General features: G+C 67.3%; 17 protein-coding genes. 8 read left to right on the forward strand and 9 right to left on the reverse strand.

Going from position 1 to position 18,985, the window contains the following annotated elements; genetic code table 11:
* Positions 1–152: 152 nt before the first annotated feature.
* Positions 153–1,115 carry an alpha/beta hydrolase gene (locus tag AABM56_RS12610; protein ID WP_347883293.1) on the forward strand — a complete coding sequence of 321 codons (963 nt, stop codon included), beginning with the start codon at positions 153–155 and terminating at the stop codon, positions 1,113–1,115.
* 15 nt (positions 1,116–1,130) lie between these two features.
* Here the strand turns inward: AABM56_RS12610 and AABM56_RS12615 are convergent, their stop codons facing one another.
* From AABM56_RS12615 to AABM56_RS12625, 3 genes are all read right to left on the reverse strand, one after another.
* A complete protein-coding gene (locus tag AABM56_RS12615) occupies positions 1,131–2,300 on the reverse strand; it encodes a D-alanyl-D-alanine carboxypeptidase family protein (RefSeq protein WP_347883294.1) in 1,170 nt (389 codons plus the stop codon).
* Between the two features lie 100 nt (positions 2,301–2,400).
* Positions 2,401–3,774, reverse strand: a complete 1,374-nt coding sequence (locus AABM56_RS12620; protein WP_133860752.1) for a HAMP domain-containing sensor histidine kinase — start codon at positions 3,772–3,774, stop codon at positions 2,401–2,403.
* Entirely contained in the window at positions 3,752–4,429 is a 678-nt protein-coding gene (locus tag AABM56_RS12625; RefSeq protein ID WP_133860753.1) for a response regulator transcription factor, read from the reverse strand. The genes AABM56_RS12620 and AABM56_RS12625 overlap by 23 nt, the downstream gene beginning before the upstream one ends.
* A gap of 151 nt (positions 4,430–4,580) precedes the next feature.
* On the opposite strand from AABM56_RS12625, the gene AABM56_RS12630 reads away from it, so the two are divergent.
* On the forward strand, positions 4,581–5,369 hold the full coding sequence (locus AABM56_RS12630; RefSeq protein WP_133860754.1) for an extracellular solute-binding protein: 789 nt from the start codon (positions 4,581–4,583) through the stop codon (positions 5,367–5,369).
* Between the two features lie 17 nt (positions 5,370–5,386).
* On the opposite strand, the gene AABM56_RS12635 is transcribed toward AABM56_RS12630, so the two are convergent.
* From AABM56_RS12635 to AABM56_RS12645, 3 genes are all read right to left on the reverse strand, one after another.
* Positions 5,387–6,700, reverse strand: a complete 1,314-nt coding sequence (locus tag AABM56_RS12635) for a CitMHS family transporter (RefSeq protein ID WP_133860755.1) — start codon at positions 6,698–6,700, stop codon at positions 5,387–5,389.
* Between the two features lie 114 nt (positions 6,701–6,814).
* On the reverse strand, positions 6,815–8,128 hold the full coding sequence (gene dctA, locus AABM56_RS12640; protein ID WP_133860756.1) for a C4-dicarboxylate transporter DctA: 1,314 nt from the start codon (positions 8,126–8,128) through the stop codon (positions 6,815–6,817).
* Positions 8,129–8,184: 56 nt separating this feature from the next.
* On the reverse strand, positions 8,185–9,264 hold the full coding sequence (locus AABM56_RS12645) for a 4-oxalomesaconate tautomerase (RefSeq protein WP_133860757.1): 1,080 nt from the start codon (positions 9,262–9,264) through the stop codon (positions 8,185–8,187).
* A 146-nt stretch (positions 9,265–9,410) separates the two neighbouring features.
* Between AABM56_RS12645 and AABM56_RS12650 the strand changes: the two genes are divergently transcribed.
* From AABM56_RS12650 to AABM56_RS12670, 5 genes are all read left to right on the forward strand, one after another.
* Positions 9,411–10,310 carry a LysR family transcriptional regulator gene (locus AABM56_RS12650; protein WP_133860758.1) on the forward strand — a complete coding sequence of 300 codons (900 nt, stop codon included), beginning with the start codon at positions 9,411–9,413 and terminating at the stop codon, positions 10,308–10,310.
* Between the two features lie 210 nt (positions 10,311–10,520).
* On the forward strand, positions 10,521–11,372 hold the full coding sequence (locus AABM56_RS12655) for a ubiquinol oxidase subunit II (protein WP_263259392.1): 852 nt from the start codon (positions 10,521–10,523) through the stop codon (positions 11,370–11,372).
* A complete protein-coding gene (locus tag AABM56_RS12660) occupies positions 11,365–13,428 on the forward strand; it encodes a cbb3-type cytochrome c oxidase subunit I (RefSeq protein WP_347883295.1) in 2,064 nt (687 codons plus the stop codon). Before AABM56_RS12655 ends, AABM56_RS12660 begins: the two co-directional genes overlap by 8 nt.
* The gene (locus tag AABM56_RS12665; RefSeq protein WP_133860761.1) at positions 13,425–14,054 is read left to right on the forward strand and encodes a cytochrome c oxidase subunit 3; all 630 of its coding nucleotides are present in this window, start codon (positions 13,425–13,427) and stop codon (positions 14,052–14,054) included. Before AABM56_RS12660 ends, AABM56_RS12665 begins: the two co-directional genes overlap by 4 nt.
* Positions 14,051–14,359 carry a cytochrome o ubiquinol/quinol oxidase subunit IV gene (locus AABM56_RS12670; RefSeq protein WP_133860762.1) on the forward strand — a complete coding sequence of 103 codons (309 nt, stop codon included), beginning with the start codon at positions 14,051–14,053 and terminating at the stop codon, positions 14,357–14,359. Before AABM56_RS12665 ends, AABM56_RS12670 begins: the two co-directional genes overlap by 4 nt.
* Before the next feature lie 45 nt (positions 14,360–14,404).
* On the opposite strand, the gene AABM56_RS12675 is transcribed toward AABM56_RS12670, so the two are convergent.
* A complete protein-coding gene (locus AABM56_RS12675) occupies positions 14,405–15,700 on the reverse strand; it encodes a sorbosone dehydrogenase family protein (RefSeq protein WP_347883296.1) in 1,296 nt (431 codons plus the stop codon).
* Positions 15,697–16,125: a DUF2231 domain-containing protein gene (locus AABM56_RS12680; RefSeq protein ID WP_017641227.1), complete on the reverse strand. Its 429-nt coding sequence runs from the start codon at positions 16,123–16,125 to the stop codon at positions 15,697–15,699. Before AABM56_RS12680 ends, AABM56_RS12675 begins: the two co-directional genes overlap by 4 nt.
* Before the next feature lie 264 nt (positions 16,126–16,389).
* Here AABM56_RS12680 and AABM56_RS12685 point away from each other — a divergent pair, with 264 nt between their 5' ends.
* Positions 16,390–17,514, forward strand: coding sequence for an MFS transporter (locus tag AABM56_RS12685; RefSeq protein ID WP_133860764.1), 1,125 nt, complete (start codon positions 16,390–16,392; stop codon positions 17,512–17,514).
* A gap of 46 nt (positions 17,515–17,560) precedes the next feature.
* On the opposite strand, the gene AABM56_RS12690 is transcribed toward AABM56_RS12685, so the two are convergent.
* Positions 17,561–18,886: a M20/M25/M40 family metallo-hydrolase gene (locus AABM56_RS12690; protein ID WP_133860765.1), complete on the reverse strand. Its 1,326-nt coding sequence runs from the start codon at positions 18,884–18,886 to the stop codon at positions 17,561–17,563.
* Positions 18,887–18,985: the final 99 nt, after the last annotated feature.

An 18,985-nucleotide genomic window follows, 5' to 3' on the forward strand; every position in this document is an offset into this window, starting at 1 on the left:
CTACCCGCGCGTCCGCGCAACGGCCGCGCGCGAACCGGGGTCCAACGCGGGTCGCCATCGTTCATCTGATCGATAGACCCGCCCGAGCGCTCCGGCGAGGCTGGCGGCGACCCGGCGTCCATCCTGGCGCCCGGGACCACAGGAGAAGCCCCATGCCCGACGTCTTCGCGCGCCTCACTCCCGAGGTCGCCGGCCTGCTGGCGCAGCTGGCCGCCCACCCGCAGCCGCCGCTGGACAGCCTCACCCCGGAGCAGGCGCGCGCCGCCTATGTGCAGCTGAATCACGCCCTCGGCCTGCCGCCGGCAGCGGTGACGCGGGTGGACGAGCTCAACGCGCCCGGCCCCCTCGGCCCCATCCCGCTGCGCCTGTACCGCCCCTATGCGGAAGACGATCGACCCCGCCCGCTGGTGGTCTATCTGCACGGCGGTGGCTGGGTGATCGGCGACCTGGACAGCCATGACTCGCTCTGTCGTCAGATCGCCCTGGGCACCGGCCATGCGGTGCTGGCGGTGCACTATGCCCTCGCCCCCGAGCATCCGGCCCCGGCGAGCCCCGACGATGTGCTGGCCGCCCTGCACTGGCTGGCCGAGGCCGGCAGCGCCTTGCACCTCGATCTCGACCGCGTCGCCGTAGCCGGCGACAGCGCTGGCGGCGGCCTGGCGGCCATGGCCGCGCTGCACCTGCGCGAGGGACCGCTCAGGCTCCAGGCCCAGGTGCTGATCTATCCCGGCGTCGACAACACCCCCGAAGCCTGGAATCACCCCTCGCGTATCGAGAATGCCGAGGTCCCGCCGCTGACCCGACCGATGATGGATTACTTCTCCGGGATGTATCTGCGCGACGTGGACACCCGCGACCCCCGCGTGTCGCCGCTCTATGCCCCTTCCCACGCCGACCTGCCGCCGGCGCTGATCTTCGGCGCCGAATGCGACGCCCTGCGCGACGATGCGCGCCTCTATGCCCAGGCGCTGATCGGTGCCGGCAACGCCGTGGAGTACCACGAGCTGCCGGGCATGATCCACGGCTTCATCGAGATGCTCGGGGTGCTGCCAGGTGTGCGCTGGACGCTGGAGCGGATGAATGCCTTCCTGCGTGAGCAGCTGCAGCAGGCCTGAGTCCGCCCCCGCGGGTCAGATCCGGCCGAACCAGTGCAGCACCAGGCGGTAAAGGTGCTGCGGCCAGCGCGACCACCAGCCGCCCTGCTCTACCGCCTCCAGGGCCACCAGCGGGCGGGTCTGCAGAATGCGGTCACCCTCCAGCAGCTCCAGGCGGCCGACCACGGCGTCCTGGGCGATGGGCGCCACCAGCGGCTCGTCCAGCACCAGACGGCGCTCGGGCGGTTGCTGACCCTTGGGGCGGGTCAGCACTACGTCCTGGGTCACGCCCACCGGCAACGTCGACTGCGCACCTTCCCAGACCGCCGGGGTACCCAGGGCAACGCCGGCCTTGTCGAAGGTCAGGTTGTCGAAGAAGCGGTAGCCATAGGTCAGCAGCTTCTGGGTGTCCGCCGCGCGGTTGTTGATGGAGTTGGAGCCGAAGACCGCGGTGATCAGCCGGCGTCCGTCGCGCAACGCCGAGGTCACCATGCAGTAGCCGGCCGCCTCGGTATGCCCGGTCTTGAGGCCGTCCACGGTGTGATCGCGCCAGAGCAGCAGATTGCGATTGGGTTGGCGGATGCCGTTCCAGGTGAAGTACTTCTTCGCATAGAGCTCATAGTAGGCCGATTCGTCCTGGATGATGGCGCGGGCCAGCAGCGCCATGTCGTAGGGCGAGGAGAAGTGCTCGGGATCGGGCAGTCCGGTGGGATTCATGAAGTGGCTGTCGTGCAGGCCGAGGCGCTGGGCCGTGGCGTTCATCAGGCTGGCGAAGCTCTCGTTGCTGCCGGCGATGTGCTCGGCCAGGGCCACGCTGGCGTCGTTGCCCGAATCGATGACGATGCCCTGCAGCAGATCGTGCACCGCCACGGGGGTGCGCGGATCGAGAAACATCCGCGAGCCCTCGGTGCGCCAGGCGTGCTCGCTGACGGTGACCTTGTCGTCGGCCTTGAGCTGGCCGGCCTGGATGTCACGGGTCGCCACATAGACGGTCATCAGCTTGGTCAGGCTGGCCGGCGGCAGGTGCTCGTGGGAATCCTCCTCGGCGATCACCTGGCCGGTGGTGGCATCCATCAGCACCCAGGCCTTGGCCGAGAGCTGGGGCGGCGAGGGAATGAGCACATTGGCGGCGGGCGCAGCCTCGACCTGGCCGAGCCAGGCGAGACCCAGGGCGGCGAGACCGAGGCAGAGCAAGGGGTGTTTCACGAGCGGCAGATCCGGTATGGCAGTGGGGCCCGCCATCCTGGGAGAGCCCTGCCCCGGTCTCAAATGAAGGAAAGTGAAGAAAAATTTAGGAAGCCGCGCCTCAGCCGGCGCTGGTGATGACCACCCGGGCGCCCAGCGGCTCGGCCGTCTCGATGTTCAGGCTGAAACCATGCAGGCGGACGATGGCCGCCACCAGCGACAGGCCCAGGCCGTAGCCCGGCTGCTGGCGACTGGCATCGCCGCGATAGAGCCGCCGCAGCACACTCTCGCGCTCGGCTTCGGGAATGCCGGGGCCGTCGTCGATCACCTCGATGCGCACTGCCAGGCCGACGCCGCGCGCCACCAGCCGCACCCGTCCCCCCTCGGGGGCGAACTTGAGGGCGTTGTCGAGGAGATTGACCAGCGCCTCGAACAGCAACTCGGCGTCGCCCTGCACCTCCGGTAACGCCTCGCCCAGTTCCAGGCGCAGGGTCTGGGCCTTTTCCTGGGCCAGGGGCTCGTAGAAATCATGGGCCTGGCGCAGCAGCGCGGCCAGGTCCAGGGGCGCGAAAGCCATGCGCCGTCGGGTGTCCTCCAGCTCGGAGATGCGCAGCAGGCCCTGGAAGCGCGACATGATGGCCTCGGTCTCGGCCAGCGCCTCGCCAAGGCTGTCGGCCTGGGGTTCGGCCAGGGGCAGCTGCTGCAGCTGGTGCAGGCGCGCCCGCAGCCGCGTCAGTGGGGTGCGCAGGTCATGGGCGATGCCGTCGCAGACCCCCTTCACCTCGTGCATCGAGCGCTCCAGCTGCGCCAGGGTGGTGTTGACCGCGTCGGCCAGCATGTCCAGCTCGTCGTGCCGCGGCGACAGCGGCAGCCGTTCTTCCAGGTGACCGGCGACGATCCGCTCCAGGCTGCGCTGCAGCCGTTCCACCCGCCGCAGCGGTCGTCGCCGCAGCAGGTGCCAGCCCACCAGCCCGGGAATCAGGGTCAGCGACAGTCCCCAGAACAGCGCCTGGCCGATGATGCCGCCCACCGCCGAAATGGAACCGCCATCGCGGGCCAGCACCAGGATGCGGCCGTCCGCGCGGCGCTGCAGAAAGGCGTGGCTGCTGCGGGTCTCGTCCAGGGCGTCGGTGGTCCTGAGGCCGCGCTGCAGGTAGTGCACCCGACCGTCGTCCGGCAGGTTGCGCAGCAGTTTGACCAGGTTGCCGGCGACATAGCGGCCATCGGCCTCGAACAGGCCGTAGGCGTCGATGCCGGGCATGGAATAGACCTCGCTGGCCTGCAACTCCCCCAGCAGGTCGGCGTCGGCCACCTTGCCGTAGTAGTGCGCCCGCTGCAGCAGGGTGCGCTCCGCCACGGCGCCCAGGTAGCCGGAGATCTGCCAGTAGAGCACCCCGGTGAAGACCGCACCCCAGGCCACGAAGAGCAGCGCATAGAGCGCCAGCAGGCGGCTGCTGCCCGAGCGCCAGCGCCTAGTCCGGGACGACGAGGACATAGCCGGCTCCACGGACGGTATGCACCAGCGGCCGCCCCGCTCGCTCGATCTTGCGTCTGAGCCGCCCCATGTGCACGTCGATGATGTTGGTGCCCGGATCGAAGTGATAGCCCCAGACCTGCTCGAAGAGCATGGTACGGGTCACCAGTTGCCCGGCGTTGCGCATCAGGTAGGTGAGGATCTTGAATTCGGTGGGCAGCAGGGCGATGGCCTCGCCGGCACGGGTCAGGGTGTTGTCGATCAGATCCAGGGTCAGCTCCCCCACCCGCAACTGGTGGCTGGCGGACTGGGCGGCCGGCCGCCTGAGCAGCGCCTCCAGGCGGGCCATCATCTCCACCAGGGAAAAGGGCTTGGTCAGGTAGTCGTCTCCGCCGCATCTCAGGCCGCGAACGCGCTCGTCGACATCGGACAGGGCGCTGAGCATCAGCACCGGGGTGGCGATGCCGAGGCCGCGCAGGGTGCTGACGATGGTCAGGCCATCGAAGTCCGGCAGCATGCGGTCGAGGGTGATGATGTCGTGGCCGCCGGCGATGGCCGCGGCCAGGCCGTCGCGGCCGGTGCGTTCCCAGCGTACCTGATAGTCTTGCGCCTGCAATTCGCTGGCGATGGCGTGGGCGGTCACCTCGTCGTCTTCGATGACCAAAGCCTGGGTCATGATGGCCTCTGGATCTGGCGCCCGGTCTGGCGGACCGGACACCCTAGGGAAAACGCCCAGGCCGGTAAATTAAATTTTTCTTCATTCGGACTAACGCGCTTCCGCCCTGCCCGCGGTCTATCGTCGGTCTTTTCACCCTGGAGTCCTCACCATGTTTCGACGTCTGCCCACCCTCGCCCTTGGCGCCCTGCTGCTGGCGTCCACGCCGCTGCTGGCCGCGCAACCCGTCACCACCCTCACGGTGCTGAGCTCGGGCGGCATCATGGGCGCCATCCGCGAAGTCGCCCCGGCCTATGAAAAGGCCACCGGCGTGAAACTGGACATCGCCGCCGCGCCGTCCATGGGCGACACGCCCCAGGCCATCCCCCAGCGCCTGGCCCGCAACGAGCCGGCCGACGTGGTGCTGATGGTGGGTTCGGCGCTGGACAAGCTGGTCGCCAACGGCCAGGCGCTCAAGGACAGCCGCGTCGACCTGGGCCAGTCGTTCATCGCCCTGGCGGTGCGCAAGGGCGCGCCCAAGCCGGACATCTCCACCATGGACGCCTTCAAGCAGAGCCTGGAGAACGCCCAGTCGGTGGCCTATTCCGACAGCGCCAGCGGCGTCTACCTGTCGCACATCCTGTTCCCGCGCATGCAGCTGAGCGATGCCTTCAAGGCCAAGGCGCGCATGATCCCCGCCGAGCCGGTGGGCGAAGTCGTCGCCCGCGGTGACGCACAGCTGGGCTTCCAGCAACTGAGCGAGTTGAAGCCGGTGCAGGGCATCGACATCGTCGGCCTGATCCCCGACCAGGCGCAGAAGATGACCCTCTATTCCGGCGCCGTGGTCAGCAAGAGCACGCACCCGGATGCGGCCCGCGCCCTGCTGCAGTACCTGGCCTCGAAGGACGCCGCCAAGGCCATCCAGGACAGCGGTCTCAAGCCCATCCCCGCCCAGCAATAAGGGCCAGGCCGCCGGCGTCAGACGAAGAAGGAAATGGCGCCGGTGGCCAGCGCGAGTACGGTGATGACCAGGGAGGTCAGTACCGCCCATTTGACCGTGGCCTTCTGGAAATCGCCGATGTCGCGGTCGACCATGCCCACCAGCAGCAGCGTCGAGGCCACCAGCGGACTCATCAGGTGCACCGGCTGGCCCAGCACCGAGGCGCGGGCGATCTCCACCGGATCGATCCCATAGGCCGCGGCGGCATTGGCCAGAATGGGCACCACGCCGAAGTAGTAGGCATCGTTGGACAGCACGAAGGTCAGCGGCATGCTGGTGATGGCCACCACCAGCGGGAACCAGTGGCCCCAGGCCGGCGGAATCCAGTCGACCAGGGTCTGGGCCAGGGCATCGACCATCTTGGTGCCGGAAAAGATGCCGGCGAAGATGCCCGCGGCGAACACCAGCAGCACCACGGTCATGGCGTTGCCGGAATGCGCCAGGATGCGCTCCTTCTGCAACTCCAGCTGCGGGTAGTTGATCATCAGCGCCAGCACGAAGCCGATCATGAACAGGATGGCCGCGTGCATCACGCCCATGACCAGGGCGGTCATCACCGCGATCACCAGCACCAGATTGACGTAGGCCAGGCGGGGGCGCTTGTTCGGCGAGTCACCGAGGATCTCCTCGATATAGCACTTGCCGCCCGCCGCCCCGCCGCTTTCCAGGGCAACGTTGCCGATGCGTGCGCGCTCGCGGCGACCGAGCAGGAAGGCGGTGAAGACCACCCAGGCCGCCCCGCCGATCACCGTGGGCAGCATGGGAATGAAGTAGGCGGTGGCGTCCAGCCCCAGCGCGGCGATGGCGCGGGTGGCCGGGCCGCCCCAGGGACTCATGCCGCTCATGATGCTCAGCGAGAGCATGGAGACAGTCGCCAGCACCATGGGATTCATGCCGATGCGCTTGTACAGCGGCAGCATGGCGGCGCAGGTGATCATGTAGGTGGTGGTGCCGTCGCCGTCCAGGGCCACCAGCAGCGAGAGCAGCGCGGTGCCGATGGCGATCTTCACCGGGTCGCCGTTGACGCGCTTGAGGATCTTGCGGATCAGCGGATCGAACAGTCCGGCATCGATCATCAGGCCGAAGAAGAGGATGGCGAACAGCAGCAGCGCCGCCGAGGGCGCCACCATCTTCAGGCCGTCGAGCATCATCTTGCCGGTGGTGGGGGCGAAGCCACCGATGAGGGCGAAGACGATGGGCACCACGGTGAGCGCCACGATGGGCGACAGACGTTTGCTCATGATCAGGTAGGTGAAGGTCACCACCATGATCAGACCGAGAAGCGCGAGCATAGGCATATCCCTTGTTCTTGTTGTGGGTCTGGCCAGACGCGGGCCAGCCGATCCCCGCCTCCGGCCAGCTGACGGCACGGAGGTGGGACTGCAGCGGTAGCGGGGTTGGAACGATCAGGCGTGGGGACGGGCGTCCGGTGCCGTCCACTCGGCGGCCTCGGGCAGCGCCAGGGGTTCGGCCTTGCCACTGGCCAGGGCACGCATCAGCTTGTCGCGATCGCAGGCGTCCTCGCCCAGCGCGATCACCACCGTGGCCACGGCGTTGCTGGCCAGACTGGTCAGGGCGCGGGCCTCGGACATGAAGCGGTCGATGCCGATGAGCAGGGCCAGACCGGCCAGGGGAATGTCATGGATCACGGTGAGGGTCGAGGCCAGGGCGACGAAGCCGCTGCCGGTCACGCCTGCCGCACCCTTGGAGGACAGCAGCATGATCGCCAGCATGGTCAGGGTCTGGCCGATGGTGAGGTCGATGTTGCAGGCCTGGGCGATGAAGACCGCGGCCAGCGACAGGTAGATGGCGGTGCCGTCCAGGTTGAAGGAGTAACCGGTGGGCAGCACCAGGCCGACCACGCCCTTCTTGCAGCCCAGGCCTTCGAGCTTCTGCAGCATGCGCGGCAGCACCGGCTCGGTGGACGAGGTGCCGAGCACCACCAGGAATTCCTCGCGGAAGTAGCGCAGCAGCTTCCACAGGCTGAAGCCGCGCGAGCGGCACAGCGCGCCCAGCACCACGAAGACGAAGAAAGCGCAGGCGATGTAGAGGGTGGCGATCAGCTTGGCCAGGGAACCCAGCGAGGTGATGCCGTACTGGCCGACGGTAAAGGCCAGGGCGCCAAAGGCACCCACCGGCGCGAAGCGCATCAGGTAGCCGAAGATGCGGAAGACCATCTGCGACGCCGACTCCAGCACATCCAGCACCGGCCGGCCGCGCTCGCCCATGGCGGACAGCGCGAAGCCGCAGAGCACGGCGATGAACAGCACCGGCAGCACCTCACCCTTGTTGAACGCCCCCATGAAGGTGTCCGGGATGATGTGCATGAAGAAGTCCACCACGCTGAGCTTGGCCGCCGACGCCGTGTACTGGGCGATGCTGGCGGTGCTCAGGGTCGCGGGATCGATGTTCATGCCTACGCCGGGCTGGAACAGATAGACCGCGCCGAGGCCGATGAACAGGCTGATGACGGTGAGCACCAGGAACAGCAGCAGCGTCTTGCCCATCAGCCGACCCAGGGTGCTCTTGTCGGTCATGCCGGCGATGCCGGTGACGATGGTGCAGAACACCACGGGGGCGATCATCATCTTGATCAGCTTGATGAAGGCGTCACCCAGGGGCTTGAGCGCGACGGCCTGTTGCGCCCAGAAGTGACCGACCAGCACCCCGAGGACCACGGCGCAGAGGATCTGGAAGTACAGCGATTTGGCAAGTTTCATGGGGCATCACCGTTTATTGAAGTTGTGCGGATGCGCTGGTGGTTGGGGGATATCGCTTAGCTGGCAAGCCTCCGCGCGGTGGGCGCGTACACGTGGCCGGCGAACAGGCGGCGCGCGGTCCGGACGACCGAGGCCTGGATGGTAGTGCCGTCCGCGCCGCCGCGCGACAGCACGACGTCGATCCCGCCGCTGGGATGCTCCAGGCGGACGTGGGTCAGGTCACGCGTCGACTCGCCGAGCAGCGCCATCACCACTGTTTCCGCGGTGACGCAGGCGGTGGCCAGGCCGATGGAACCGGTGATGGCCAGGGCGCGGTGGCAGCTGTGCGGCATGAAATAGCGCACCTGCAGGGTGCCGCCGTGCTGGGGTGCAGACACCAGTACCGGCTTGGGGATCACCTTGCCGCTGACATCGCCCAGGCCCATGGCCCGACCCGCCTGCAGACGCAGGGCTTCCAGCCGCGCCAGCAGCGCCGTGTTGGCGTCCAGCTCGGCCGGCCGCTCGCTGCCGGTCACGCCCAGGTGGCGGGCGTCGACGATCATCATCGGCATGGCCATGTCGATGCAGGTCACCGGCACGCCGTCGAAGACATCGGTAGCCTGGCCGGTGGGAAACAGCTTGCCGGTCTTACTGCCCACGGCGTCAAGAAACGTCAGCTGCACCGGCGCGGCGGTACCGGGCACGCCGTCGATGGCGGTGTCGCCTTCATAGCGCACCAGGCCGCCCGGCGTGTGCACCAGCGAATCGACGAAGCTGTTGGTGTTGAGGTTGCGGATGCGCACCAGGGTCTTGCCGTCTTCAGCGGCGACCAGCCCCTGCTCCACGGCGAAGGGACCCACGGCACAGAGCATGTTGCCGCAGTTGGGCGCGGTATCGACGCGGCGCTCGGCGACCATCACCTGGACGAAGAGATAGTCCACGTCGGCATCGGGATGGCTGGACGGGCTGATGATGGCGACCTTGCTGGTCTGGGGGCTGCCGCCACCAATGCCGTCAATTTCCAGTTCGTGACCGGCACCCATGAGGTCGATCAGCATCTCGTCGCGCTGGACGGGATCGCTGGGCAGGTCGCTGGCAAGGAAGAAGGGACCCTTGGAGGTGCCGCCTCGCATGAGAACGCAGGGAATACGTTGCATGACTGCTGACTCTTGTTGATCAATAGCGGTTATTGATGTTCTGCAGGCAAGATTGGCAGCCGGATATAAATCTATCCAATGCAAATATCAGCACTATTATTCCACTTGGATAATCAATTACGCCGAGGTTCCGAGGCAGGGCAATCATGGACTACGAGCTACAAGACATTCGATCTTTCGTGAAAATCGCCGAACTGGGCAGCTTCCATGAGGCCGCCGACGCCCTGCACCTGTCGCAACCGGCCCTGAGCCGACGCATCAAGAAGTTGGAAGACGGCCTGGGCACGCCCTTGCTCGAACGCACCACTCGTCGCGTCGGACTCACCAGCGTCGGCCGCGATTTCCTGCCCAAGGCGCGGCGGCTGCTGGACGACTTCGAGGATTCCATCCTCAGCATCCGCGAACTGGCCGAGCGCCAGACCGGCCAAGTCACCCTGGCCTGCATCCCCACCGCGGCCTTCTACTTCCTGCCCTCGGTGATCCGCCAGTACAACGAGCAATACCCCAAGATCCGCATCCGGCTGCTGGACCTCAGCGCCAACGACGGCCTGGAGGCCGTACTGCGCGGCGAGGCCGACTTCGGCATCAACATGCTCAGCGGCCAGCATCCGGACATCGAATTCGTCCCCCTGGTGCAGGAGCAATTCGTGCTGGCCTGCCGGCGTGATCACGAACTGGCCGGGCGCCCCTCGATCAGCTGGGCCGAGCTGGTCGAGCACCGGCTGATCGGCGTGGGGCGCCTCAGCGGCAACCGGGTGCTGCTCGACCATGCCCTCTCCGCGCGCGGCATCCGCCCCAAGTGGTTCTACGAGGTGCAGCACCTGTCCACCTCCCTGGGCATGGTGGAAGCCGGCCTCGGCGTCTCGGCCATGCCCAGCCTGGCCATGCCGGACGCCGACCACCCGACCCTGGTCAGCGTGCCCCTCACCGATCCGGAAGTGACCCGTACCCTCGGCCTGGTCTCGCGCCGTGGGGCCTCGCTGTCGCCCGCCGCGGAAAAATTCGTCGCCATCCTGCTCGGCCAGTGGAAGACCGAACAGCCCTAATCCGCGCCATGCAGGCGCCCCTGTCCTGAACAGAAGCGGCCAAGCGCCAGTATCCAGTGAACGTCGCGTCCCCTTGGGCGGTCTGTTGGCTGCAACAACTGGTTACGGTCAGGTCCGCTCATGTCCCTAGCGCGAATATCGCGTCCTTCTACTCCTCGTCCGGGGAGCACCTCTCGGCACCGCTCAGCCGTCCGGACGCTGGCCGGCCTGGTGCTCGCCGCTTCGCTCACGGGCTGTTCGCCGCTGCAGCATGGCTTTCTCGTCCCGGCCGGCCTCGCCGCCAGCGGCGAACGCGACCTGCTGCTGTGGATCGTCGGCCTGGCGCTGGTGGTGGTGCTGCCGGTGATCCTGCTCACCCCGCTGATCGTCTGGCGCTATCGCCACGGCAACGCGCGCGCCGCCTACCGGCCACGCTGGGAGTTTTCCTGGCTGCTGGACGTCTTCGCCTGGGGCGTACCGGCGCTGATCGTCGCGGTGCTGGCCTTCCTGGTCTGGACCCGCACCCACAGTCTGGACCCCTATCGCTCGCCGACGCCCGGCGAGGCGCCACTGGAGGTCCAGGTGATCGGCCTGGACTGGAAGTGGCTGTTTCTCTATCCCGAACAGGGCATCGCCACGGTCAATGAGCTGGTCTTGCCGGCGGGGCGGCCGGTACAGCTCAGGCTCACCAGCGATACGGTGATGCAATCCCTGCTGCTGCCGCGCCTGGGCGGCCAGATCTACGCCATGGCCGGCATGCAGACCCAGCGCTATTTGCAGATTCCGGCGCCCGGCCAGTTCGAGGGCCGCAATGCCCAGTACAGCGGCGAAGGTTTCCAGGACCAGCACTTCCCGATACGGGTGCTGGCGGAGGCGGATTTCCAGGCCTGGACCCGGCAGGTCGGTCAGGCCCGCGAAGCCCTGGACTGCGCCCATTACCAGGTGCTGGCCCGCCCCGGCACCCTGGAGCAGGCCGCCGAGTGGCGCCTGACCCAACCCGCCCTGTTCGCCTGGGTGCTGGCGCGCTATCGCCAGGACCCGGTACCCACCTGTGCCACCTTTACCGGAGCCGCCCATGACTGATTCCTCGGCCCTCTGGCACCTGCTGTTCGGCCGCCTGGGTTACGACGCCCTGCCCTTCTACAGCCTGATCGCTACCTGCGGCGCCAGCGTGGTGATCCTCGGCGCCCTCGCTACGGCCGGGGTGATCACCTGGCTCGGCAAATGGCGCTATCTCTGGCAGGAGTGGTTCACCAGCCTGGACCACAAGCGCATCGGCATCATGTATGTGGTGCTGGCGCTGGTGATGTTCAGCCGCGGCGTAGTGGAAGGCGTGATGATGCGTACCCAGCAGGCGCTGGCCATCGATGCGCCGGGCTACCTGCCGCCGGAACACTTCGGCCAGCTGTTCAGCACCCACGGCACCATCATGGTGTTCTTCGTCGCCATGCCCTTCCTCACCGGGTTGATCAACTTCGTCATGCCGCTGCAGATCGGCGCCCGCGACGTGCGCTTTCCCCTGCTCAACGCCATCAGCCTCTGGCTGACCGTGGCCGGTGCCGCCCTGGTGATGGTGTCCCTGGTGCTGGGGCGCTTTTCCACCGGTGGCTGGAGCGGCTACCCGCCCTATACCGGCATCGAATACCAGCCCGGCGTCGGCCCCGACTACTGGATCTGGGCGCTGACCCTGAGCTCTCTGGGCAGCACCCTCACCGGCCTCAACTTCGCGGTCACCCTCTACAAGGAACGGGCGCCGGGGATGCGCCTGTTCCATATGTCGCTGTTCAGCTGGACGGCGCTATGCACCAGCATCCTGATGATCTTCGCCATGCCGCCACTGACCGTGGCCACCCTGCTGCTGGCCCTGGACCGCTACCTGGACTTCCACTTCTTCACCAATACCCAGGGCGGCAACCTGATGAACTACATCAACCTGTTCTGGCTGTTCGGCCACCCGGAGGTGTACATCCTGATCCTGCCGGCCTTCGGGGTGTTTTCCGAGGTCTTCGCCACCTTTTCCACCAAGCGGCTCTATGGCTACCACTCGCTGGTCTGGGCCACCCTGGTGATCGCCGTGCTGTCCTTTACCGTGTGGCTGCACCACTTCTTCACAATGGGCCAGAGCCCCACGATCAACGCCGCCTTCGGCATCGCTACCATGCTCATCGGCATTCCCACCGGGGTGAAGATCTACGACTGGATGGCGACCATGTTCCGCGGTCGCATCCGCCTGACCACGCCGCTGATCTACGCGGTGATGTTCATCATGCTGTTCGTGATCGGCGGCCTCACCGGCATCACCCTGGCCACGCCGCCAGTGGACTACCAGGTGCACAACACCGTCTACCTGGTCGCCCACTTCCACAACATGCTGATCCCGGGAATGCTGTTCGGCATGCTGGCGGGCTACCACTTCTGGTTTCCCAAGGCCTTTGGCTTTCGCCTCGACGAGCGCTGGGGCCGCATCGCCGCGCTGAATTTCGGCCTGGGCTTCATCCTCGCCTTCATGCCCCTGTATGTGCTGGGCGTCTCCGGTCTGCCGCGGCGCAGCCAGGCGATCCACAACCCCGATTTCGCTCCGCTGCTGTGGGTCGCCGAACTCGGCGCGGTGGTGCTGCTGGCCGCCCTGGGCAGCCTGGTGATTCAGCTGGTGGTGAGCATCCGGCGCCGCGACAGTGCGCGGGTGCCAGCGGGTGATCCCTGGAATGGCCGGACCCTCGAATGGGCGGTCGCCGCGCCGCCGCCGGAGTACAACTTCGCCGTGCCGCTGCCGATCAACGACCGCGACCCCTTCACCTGGCTCAAGGAACGGGGCCTGGCCTACGACCGGCCGCGGACCTATGCCGATCTGGTGCTTCCCAGGAACAGCGCCGTACCGGCCATCGTCGGTGTGGCGGGCTTCGCCTGTGCCTTCGGCCTGGTCTGGCACATCGGCTGGATGGCCGTACTGGGGCTGCTGGCGGCCTGGGGCGCGGTGATCGCCCGCAGCTTCCAGCGCGATACCGAGCGACTGATCTCGGCGGCGGACGTTCGGCGCGAGCATGAGGCCTGGCTGGATGAGGTCGCCGCGACCCGCCCCGTCACGCGCGACGAGGAAACCGGGCCGGGCAATCGTGGCCTGGCGGAGATTGGGCCATGAGTTCGCGTGATATGAACCACGCCGGCCTAAACGTCGGTCACACCGATCACGCAACCCACGCCGAGGCCGAATACTCGCTATTCGGCTTCTGGATCTTCCTGATGAGCGACGCCCTGGTGTTCGCGCTGCTGTTCGCCATCTATGCGACGCTGCAGCACGCCACCGCCGGGGGATCGGTGGCCCGGGACGTCTTCGAGATCGGCAGTGTCACCGTCCAGACCCTGGTGCTGCTGGCCAGCAGCTTCACCTACGGCCTGGCGTCGCTGGCGATGAAGTACCACGAGGGTCGCCTGCGGCCCCTGGTGACCTGGCTGCTGGTGACGCTGGCCCTGGGGCTGGTGTTCCTCGGCCTGGAGGTGCACGACTTCCTCGGCATGGCGGACAAGGGCGCCCTGCCCCAGCGCAGCGCCTTTCTCTCGGCCTTCTTCGCCCTGGTAGGCATGCACGGGGTGCACGTCGCCAGTGGTTGCCTGTGGCTGGTGGTGATGCTGGTGCAGCTCAGGGTGTTCGGCCTGGATACGCCGGTGAAGACCCGGCTAATGCGCCTGGGGCTGTTCTGGCATTTTCTCGATATCGTCTGGGTCGCCATCCTGTCGGTGGTCTACCTGCAGGGGCTGTTGCCATGAAGCGTGACGACTATCGCCGCGAACTGGCGAGCTATGTGATCGGCCTGGTGCTGGCGGTGACTCTGAGCCTGATCCCCATCGGCCTGGTGCTGTTCCCGACCTGGCCGCGCGGGACCACCCTGGGTGTCATCTTCGGCCTGGGGCTGCTGCAACTTCTGGTGCACCTGCGCTGCTTTCTGCATATCAGCCTGGGTCGCTCGCACCGCCACGACCTCTATCTGCTGCTGTTCACCAGCCTGATCCTGGTGCTGATGGTGGTGGGTAGCTTGATCGTGCTGGGTGATCTGCACCACCGCATGGGTTGATACCGGTCGCCGTCCCTGAAGACGGCAACCGGATCGTCACCCCCCTTACTGGGTGCGCGTCACCCGCCAGACGGTGTTGGCCAGGTCGTCGGCGATGATCACGCCGCCACGTTGGTCCACCGCCACCCCGACCGGTCGGCCGCGGGTCTTGCCATCGTCGCCAAAGAATCCGGTGGCGAAGTCGATGGGCTCGCCGGCCGGACGGCCCTGCTGGAAGGGCACGAAGACCACGCGGTAGCCCACAGACTTGTCGCGGTTCCAGCTGCCGTGTTCGCCGACGAAAACGCCGTTGGTGAACTGACCGCCCACCGCCGCGGTGGCAAAGGTCACGCCCAGGGCGGCGACGTGAGAACCCAGGCTGTAGTCAGGCTTGATGGCCGCGGCCACCTTGGCCGGATTCTGCGGCTGGGCGCGGGTGTCGACGTTCTGCCCCCAGTAGCTGTAGGGCCAGCCATAGAAGCCGCCCTCTCGGATGGAGGTCAGGTAGTCCGGCACCAGGTCCGGGCCGATTTCGTCGCGCTCGTTGGCCACCGCCCACAGCTGGCCGCTGTCGGGCTGGATGGCCAGGGCGGTGGGATTGCGCACCCCGGTGGCATAGCTCTTGTGCGCGCCGCTTTGAGCATCGATCTGCCAGATCACCGCACGGTCCACCTCGACATCCATGCCGCGCTCGCCGACGTTGCTGTTGGAGCCGATGCCCACATAGAGGTAGCGACCATCGGCGCTCGCGGCGAGGGACTTGGTCCAGTGGTGATTGATCGCCGCCGGCAGATCGACCAGCTTGTCCGGCGCGCCGCTGGCCTGGGTCTGGCCGTCCTGGTAGGGAAAGCTGACCAGGGCGTCCTGGTTGGCCACGTAGATCCGGCCATTGGCGAAGGCCAGGCCATAGGGCGCGTTGAGATTCTCGGCGAACACGGTCTTGAGTTCGTACTTGCCATCGCCGTCGGCATCGCGCAGCAGGGTCAGGCGATTGCCACCCTTCACCTGGGTGTTGCCCTGGGCCTTGATGTAGCCGGCGATGACATCCTTGGGCTTCAGCTTGGGCGCGTTGCCGCCGCGGCCCTCGGCCACCAGGATGTCGCCATTGGGCAGCACCAGCATCTGCCGCGGAATGCGCAGGTCAGTGGCGATGGCGGTGATGGTGTAGCCCTGGGGCACGGTGGGCGTGCGATCGCCCCAGGGGGCCGGTTCGGCGATCTTCATGCTCGGCAGGAGGCCGCGCTGGGGTTCGGGCAGCTTGGGATCGGGTCCGCGCGCCTGGGTGTCGGCACCGCCTTCGTTGCCGCAGGCGGCCAGCAGCACGGCCAGACCAAGGACGCTCAAGGCTCTTGGAGTGCTCATCGGACCACCTCCGAACGCAGATTGGAGAGCGCGATCCAGGCGGCCACCAGGCTCAGCACCGAGACCACCACCGAGAGGATCAGCCCGGCGGGCATCACCGCCCAGGCGTCCTTGGCGTGTTCGAAGGCATTGACCAGCCCCAGCGCCCAGGCCAGCAGCAGCAGGAGGAAATAGGCCGCCGGCCGGCGACCGCGGAAGCGCGCGCCGAACAGATTGCCGAGGGCGAACAGCAGGGCCAGCCCGGACAGCAACAGCGCCCCGGCGATCAGCCAGGCGGCGAAGTTGGCCCACTGGATCTGCATCGTCTGGTAGTAGGCGATATCGCTGAGCAGGCCGCCGATGAACAGCGGGACGGAGCCGGCCAGCAGCAGCGCGTGCAGCGGGCCGGGCCGGACAGGGTGGTAATGGTGGGCAGCTACGGTCACTGACGACTCCTTTTCTAGACGGGACGTGGCAGGGCCGGGCAGCCACTGCGCAACGCAAGACGCACTGAAAAGGATTGCGCGCGCCCGGGGTTAGTTCAGCCGCTTCGCCTGGCGGACACCTCTTGCAAAAGAAGAGATAATGACAGTCTCGTTGCAGCCACGGCCTCTGCCAGGCGCCTGTCCGGCAATGCCGCCCGTGCAACCCGCTGTCCAGCTGCCGACCGAAGGGCTGGACGTCACCTCGTCCACAGGAATCTTTCGCGCATGACCTCTTCCCGGTCCGTCGACCAGGCCTCCCGGCGCGCGGCCATCGTCCTCGCCTGCTGCCTGCCCAGCGACGTGCTGCTCTACCTCGTCCTGCCCATGTACGCCCCGGTCTTCGGCATCACCCTGATCGAAGCCGGCATCCTGCTGGCCGCCAACCGGGTGATCCGCATCGTCGGCTATCGCTATGTGGTGCAGCTCTATGCCCGCTGCGGGGATCGGCGCAGCCTGGTGGTGGCCGCCGCGGTGGCCGCGCTCTGCGCCCTGGGCAACGCCAACCTCTCGGGTTTCTGGGCGCTACTGGGGCTACGCCTGGCCTGGGGCCTGAGTTTCGCCACCTTCAACCTGTCCACCCAGGTACTGGCCACCGCCGACCCGGCCGGCGCCGCCCGGCGCACCGGCACCTCCCGGGCGCTGATCGCCATCGGCCCCATGCTCGCCCTGTCCGCGGGTGCCTGGCTCACCCTGCAATACGGGCCGCGCGCGGTGCTGCTGCTGAGCAGCGGTCTCTGCCTGATCGGGCTGCTGCTGGCCCTGGGGCTGCCGCGCGCCGGTCACGAATTGCCGGCGCCCGGGCGGCGCCTGCGCTGGCCGGATCGCATCGTCACCTGGTCCTTCATCGAGGGCGTGACCCTGGACGGCCTGTTCATCTTTGGCCTGTCGGCCTTTTCCCAGGCGGTACTGGGCGGCGATGCCGTGCTGGTGGCCGGGCTGCTGATGGCGCTGCGCTATGTGTCCGACATGCTGCTCAGCCCACTCGGCGGTCGGGCGGCGGATCGCTATGGCGCGGCGCCCATGCTGGTGGTCTGCTCGACGCTGACCGCGCTGTTCCTGATCGCCTTCGGCTTCCACTGGCTGATCCTCGGCGCCGGCGGAGTACTGATCCTGCGCGCCCTGCAGATCCCCCTGGTGGTGACCCTGGTCGCCACCCGCCATCCCGGCCAGGCCCGGCTGCCGGCGCTGGCCTCCAACGCCATGTGGCGCGACGTGGGTGCCAGCGTGGGGCCGCTGCTGGCGGGCGTGCTCATCCCCCTGGTGCCTTCGACCCTGTTGTACCCGCTGTCCGGCCTGGCCATCCTGGTCAGCTCCCTGGCCTGCCTGAAATTGAAACCGGCTGCCGCGTAGCTATCCGTACCTGGCGTCCGTTGCGGACGCCAGGTTTTGCCTGCCGCTACTTGCCGTGAGCCTGCAGCACCGGCTCGCTGACGCCCTTGACGCCGACCAGGGTCAGGCTGGTCAGCAGCACGTTCTGCGGCCCCTGGTAGGCATCCACCGGCTTGTACCACTCCGCCAGCGAGTGGGCACTGCCGCCCTCCCCGCCGCCGCTGATGGTCATGGCCGGCACGCCCAGGGACATGGCGGTGTTGGAGTCGGTGCTGCCACCGCTCAGAGTGACCTTGGCGCCGTTGGTCACGGCGGCGATGGCGCGCTGCGCCGTCTGTACCATGGGCGAATCCTCCGCCGTGCCACCGGCCGGACGATCACCGATCAGCTTGATGTCGACCGAGATCTGATCGGTATCCCAGCGCTTGTTCTCCTCCTTCACCGCGTCCTGCACCAGGGCCAGGATCTCCTTCTCTTCGGCCAGCAGCGCGGCCTCCTCGTTGGATCTCATGTCCAGGGTCAGGCGCGCTTCGCCGGCGATGGCATTGACCGAGGTGCCGCCCTGCACCGTGCCCACGGTAAAGGTGGTCTTGGGCTCCTTGGGCGGACGCACCTCGGCGATCTTGGCGATGGCGCGACCCATGGCGTGGATGGCGCTGGGTCGACCGAATTCGGCGAAGCTGTGGCCACCCGGGCCCTTGAAGGTCATCTCGTAGCGGTGGCTGCCGGTGCCGCGATTGACGATCCGCCGCACGTCGATGCCGTCCACCGAGATGAAGCCGTCGATGCCCTGGCGATCCTTGAACAGGGCCTTCACCCCGCGCAGGTTGCCCAGCTCCTCCTCGCCCACGGTACCGACGAAGATCAGGTCGCCCACGGTCTCGATGCCACTCTTGTTCAGGGCGTCGATCACCGACAGCAGCGCCGCCAGGCCCCGGGCGTCATCGCCGATGCCAGGGCCATAGGTCTTGCCGTCCTTTTCCTTGAGGGTCAGGTCGGTGCCCTCGGGGAACACCGTATCCAGGTGCGCCGAGACCACCAGCTGCGGACCCTGGCCACTGCCCTTGCGGGTGGCGATCACATAGCCTTCCGGGGCGATGCTGGCGTCCTTGAGACCTAGCTCCTGGAATCGCTTGAGGTAATAATCAGCGCGCACCTTTTCCTTGAACGGCGGCGCGGGAATCTGGGCGATATGCTTCTGTTCCGTGAAGGTGCGGCCGTCATCGGCGCGCAGCGCGTCCAGCGCCTTGGTGACCCGGGCATCGCCCTGGACGGCAGACAGGGAACCCTCGACGCCCGGCGCGGCGGCCAAGGGCAACGCCAGGGTGGCGGTCGCTGCGGTAAGCACTAGAGCGGAAAAGCGGTTGGCCAAGGCCGAACGAGCAAAAGACATCTGACACTCCCATTGCCTGAATTGGTATTCCGAAGAAGCGCAATCGTCAGACGAATGCGCCCCGCCTGACCCTAGGTGCCCGCGAACGAAAGGTCAAAG

It is taken from the genome of Pseudomonas aestiva (assembly GCF_039908605.1).
GTDB lineage: Bacteria > Pseudomonadota > Gammaproteobacteria > Pseudomonadales > Pseudomonadaceae > Chryseomonas > Chryseomonas aestiva.